Origin of the sequence: uncultured Campylobacter sp. (assembly GCF_938045535.1) — a bacterium.
Lineage (GTDB): Bacteria > Campylobacterota > Campylobacteria > Campylobacterales > Campylobacteraceae > Campylobacter_B.
The window spans coordinates 1-3,717 of the sequence record NZ_CALIMQ010000105.1 but is presented as its reverse complement, the minus strand read 5'-3'; the positions used below and the strand labels follow the sequence as shown (position 1 = coordinate 3,717).

4 protein-coding genes are annotated in these 3,717 nt (G+C 50.4%); all 4 read left to right on the top strand.

Annotated features, from left to right (window positions below):
* Positions 1-1,653: molybdopterin-dependent oxidoreductase (locus Q0095_RS03435; protein WP_297881369.1), on the top strand; the 1,653-nt coding region annotated here is incomplete at its 5' end.
* Positions 1,654-1,656: 3 nt separating this feature from the next.
* Positions 1,657-2,415, top strand: coding sequence for a ferredoxin-type protein NapG (napG, locus tag Q0095_RS03430; RefSeq protein ID WP_297881367.1), 759 nt, complete (start codon positions 1,657-1,659; stop codon positions 2,413-2,415).
* Positions 2,412-3,221 (top strand): quinol dehydrogenase ferredoxin subunit NapH, encoded by an 810-nt coding sequence (napH, locus tag Q0095_RS03425; RefSeq protein ID WP_297881365.1) that lies wholly within the window; start codon positions 2,412-2,414, stop codon positions 3,219-3,221. Before napG ends, napH begins: the two co-directional genes overlap by 4 nt.
* The coding region (locus Q0095_RS03420; protein WP_297881363.1) for a nitrate reductase cytochrome c-type subunit at positions 3,218-3,717 on the top strand (500 nt) is incomplete at its 3' end. The genes napH and Q0095_RS03420, both read left to right, overlap by 4 nt.

Genomic DNA, 3,717 nt, shown 5'->3' with positions numbered 1-3,717 from the left:
GAATTTGTAGCGCCTTTGGCCAAGGGTGACGAAAGTGAGGATTTAGAGGCATTTAAGACCAAGCTAAAGCAGCTCGCAGATTATTACATCGAAAAGGATCGCAAAGTAGTAAGCTTTTGGACGATGGGCTTTAATCAGCACTCAAGAGGAACCTGGGTCAATGAGCAAAGCTACATGGTGCATTTTCTTCTTGGCAAGCAAGCTAAGCCCGGCTGCGGAGCGTTTTCGCTTACCGGTCAGCCTAGCGCTTGCGGCACAGCTAGAGAGGTGGGCACGTTTTCTCACCGCCTACCTGCTGATATGGTCGTGGCAAATCCCGCTCACAGAAAGGTTTCCGAAAAAATTTGGAAGCTTCCCGAGGGTACGATAAATCCAAAACCGGGCGCACATTATGTGCAGGCTCTGCGTAATCTCGAAGATGGCAAGATAAAATGGATATGGGTACAGGTCAACAACCCGTGGCAGCAGATCGCCAACGCAAACCACTGGATAGCCGCGGCGCGCGAGATGGATAACTTCATCGTAGTAAGCGAGCCATATCCGGGACTAAGCGCGAAGGTAGCCGATCTAATCCTGCCGACCGCGATGATCTACGAAAAATGGGGTGCATACGGCAATGCCGAGCGCAGAACTCAGTGGTGGAGACAGCAGGTCCTTCCTGTGGGCGACGCAATGAGCGATACATGGCAGATGCTAGAGTTTTCCAAGCGCTTCAAACTCAAGGATTTCTGGGGCGAGGTTAAAGTAAATGATAAACTTACGTTACCAAGTGTCTTAGATAAAATTTCAGAATTCGGCTATACACCAGAGACTACACTATTTGAAGTGCTCTTTGCAAACAAAGACGCCCAGGCTTTCGCGGCAAAAGATCCGATTATGGCAAGCTTCGATAACTCCGAAGTAAACGGCGACTCACGCGGCGTAATCGGCAGCGACGGCAAAGAATTTAAAGGATATGGCTTTTTCATCCAAAAATATCTTTGGGAGGAGTACCGAAAATTCGGCACCGGTCACGGACACGATCTAGCTGATTTCGATACATATCACCGAGTGCGCGGTCTTAGATGGCCGGTCGTAGACGGTAAAGAGACGCTTTGGCGCTTTAACGCTCAATACGATCCCTATGCTAAAAAAGCGGCTCCGGATAGCGACTTCGCCTTCTATGGCAACGCCAAAGCGGCGCTTCCTAGCGGCGATCTGAAATCCGCTACTTCAGGCGAAGAAAAAACAAGCCTTGCCAATAAAGCTAAAATCTTCTTCCGTCCATATATGGATCCTGTAGAAGTGCCAAGCGAGGAGTATCCTTTCTGGTTATGTACAGGTCGCGTGCTGGAGCACTGGCATACGGGCACTATGACTATGCGCGTACCGGAGCTTTATCGCGCTGTACCGGAAGCAAGATGCTATATGAACGAAGCTGACGGCGCCAAAATCGGCGTGCAACAAAACGAAATCGTCTGGATCGAGTCGCGCCGCGGCAAAGTCAAAGCTCGCGTGGACTTCCACGGACGTAACATTCCGCCGAAAGGGCTTATTTTCGTGCCGTTTTTTGACGAGAAGGTTTATATCAACCGCGTCACGCTCGATCATACCTGCCCGCTTTCAAAAGAGACCGACTACAAAAAATGCGCGGTTAAAATTTACAAGGCGTAAATTATGAATAGGCGTGAGGTCTTAGGTATTCTTTCTTTAGCTGCGGGCGTAGGCGTTTTGGGGCTCGGAGTCGCAAACTCCGGCGAGCACGCCAGACTCCGCCCGCCCGGAGCTATAAGCGAGAAAGAATTTCTTAGCAAATGCCTAAGGTGCGGACTTTGTGTCGAGGCGTGCCCATTTGATACGCTTAAGCTTGCGAGCTTTTGCGATCATGCTATTGCAAACGGTACGCCGTTTTTTATCCCGCGCGAAATTCCGTGCTATATGTGCGACGACATACCTTGCGTTGCGGCCTGTCCTAGCGACGCGCTAGATAAAGGCTTAGTGAGCGAAAACTCTAAGCTTAACGTGCGTCTATCCAAAATGGGCGTTGCGGTCATAGATACCGAGCATTGCATCGCTTATGCTGGTATCCAATGCGACGCGTGCGTGCGAAGCTGCCCCGTAATGGACAAGGCGCTTAGGATCGATTACCGCCACAACAACCGCACCGAAAAGCACGCCCTACTCGTGCCCGTCGTAGATAGCGACTACTGCACGGGTTGCGGCAAGTGCGAGCATGCCTGTGTCACGAAAAAGGCGGCTATCAGCGTCGTGGAGCGCGAGCGCGTCATAGGAATTTCCAGCGATAACTACGTCAAAGGCTGGATCAAGGGCGATGACGCGAAGCTAAAGGACGCAGACACCAAAATCAAGCTCGATCCGCAAAAGAGCAAGGACTACTTAAACGAGGACGATCTAATGGAAGGGGCTAGGCAATGAAATACACTATTTTAAGGCGTTTGAGCCAAATTTCTATTCTAGTCCTTTTTATTTTAGGAAATAATTTCGCCTTCAAAGCCGCGAGCGAAAACGGAATTTTATCCGGAATTCTAAAAGGCAATCTAAGCTCGTCGAAACTTTTCGGTACGATTAATCTAAGCGATCCGTTTGCGACGGCGCAGATGCTGCTAGCTAGCTTTTCTTTGGGCGCTACGGCGGTTATCGGAGCGGTTATCGTAGGCGCATTTTATGCGCTTATAGCGCCGCGAGCATATTGCTCATGGGTCTGCCCGATAAATTTGCTGACCGATCTTGCCGCGTGGCTTCGTAAAAGACTTGGCATAACGACTAAGATCGTTAGCGTAAACCGCAAAGCTCGCTACGTCCTAGCGGTGCTAGCGCTCATTTGCAGCGGAGCTTTCGGCTTTGCGGCATTTGAGAGCGTAAGCCTTATCTCGCTTTTTGCGCGCGCCGTCATATCGCTGAGTGCGAGCGCTTTTGCGATCGCGCTGCTGATTGTAGTTTTTGAAATTTTTGCAGGCGATCGCACGATCTGTTCGCGGCTATGCCCGCTCGGCGGATTTTGGGCGGCGCTTAGCTATTTTAGCATCATTCGCATTCACCACGAGGTTGATAAATGCACGATGTGCGGCAAATGCAAAATGGTCTGCCCCGAAGTTCAGGTGCTTAAGATGGTCGGGCGCGAAAACGGGCGCGTTAGCAGCGAGTGTATCAGCTGCGGGCGCTGCATCGACGTATGCGACGACGATGCGTTAAATTTTAGTATATTAGGAGTGAAAAAATGAAAAAAATGGTTTTAGGCTTGGCTCTTGCATGCTGTGCGGCGCTATTTGCCGCGGACAAGACGGCTTCTATAGATGCTGACAGCTTGGGCTTTATAAAAAGCGTGGACGAATCGGCGCAAAATAAAAACTCTCTGCCCGATTTCAAATATAGCGAGGATGCTCCGGGCGCCGCTTCGAAAATCGAGCGCAGCTTCGAAAACGCTCCGCCGCTCATACCGCACAGCTTAGAAGGGCTTGTGCCGATCACAAAGGATAACAATATGTGCATAACCTGCCATATGCCCGATGTCGCTAAGGATGTAGGCTCTACGCCGATTCCAAAAAGCCACTTGGTGGACTTTCGTACAGGCGCGGATCTAAACGGCACGCTAGCCGAGCAGCGCTTCAACTGCACGCAATGCCACGTACCGCAAGCCCAGACCAATCCGCTAGTGAAAAATAATTTCAAAGCCGATTTTAGCAGGTTTAGCGACGCAAATTCCACTTCTAATCTCAT

Bases quoted from the DNA above. Each gene is read 5' to 3' on its own strand.
- napH (WP_297881365.1), top strand. From the start codon at position 2,412: ATGAAATACACTATTTTAAGGCGTTTGAGCCAAATTTCTATTCTAGTC.
- napG (WP_297881367.1), top strand. From the start codon at position 1,657: ATGAATAGGCGTGAGGTCTTAGGTATTCTTTCTTTAGCTGCGGGCGTA.